Raw genomic sequence first — 237 nt, forward strand, 5'->3', positions numbered from 1 at the left:
GTCGTGCTTCGCGTTGATAGCCCTGGTGGTAGTGCATTTGCGTCAGAACAAATTCGTCAAGAAGTGTTAGCCCTAAAAGCAGCAGGTAAGCCTGTGGTTGTTAGCATGGGTAGTCTTGCTGCATCTGGCGGATATTGGATATCAGCCAGTGCCGACTATATTGTTGCAACACCAACAACCCTAACGGGTTCTATCGGTATTTTCGGTATGTTTGCTACGTTTGAGCAAGCACTGAAT

Annotated in this window: 1 protein-coding gene; it reads left to right on the forward strand. The window is 47.3% G+C overall.

The features are described from left to right. The coding region (locus AAEY75_RS17010) for a S49 family peptidase (RefSeq protein WP_352260354.1) at positions 1-237 on the forward strand (237 nt) is incomplete at both ends.

The organism is Psychrobacter sp. TB55-MNA-CIBAN-0194, from assembly GCF_040309505.1.
In the GTDB taxonomy this organism is placed as follows: Bacteria; Pseudomonadota; Gammaproteobacteria; order Pseudomonadales; family Moraxellaceae; genus Psychrobacter; species Psychrobacter fozii.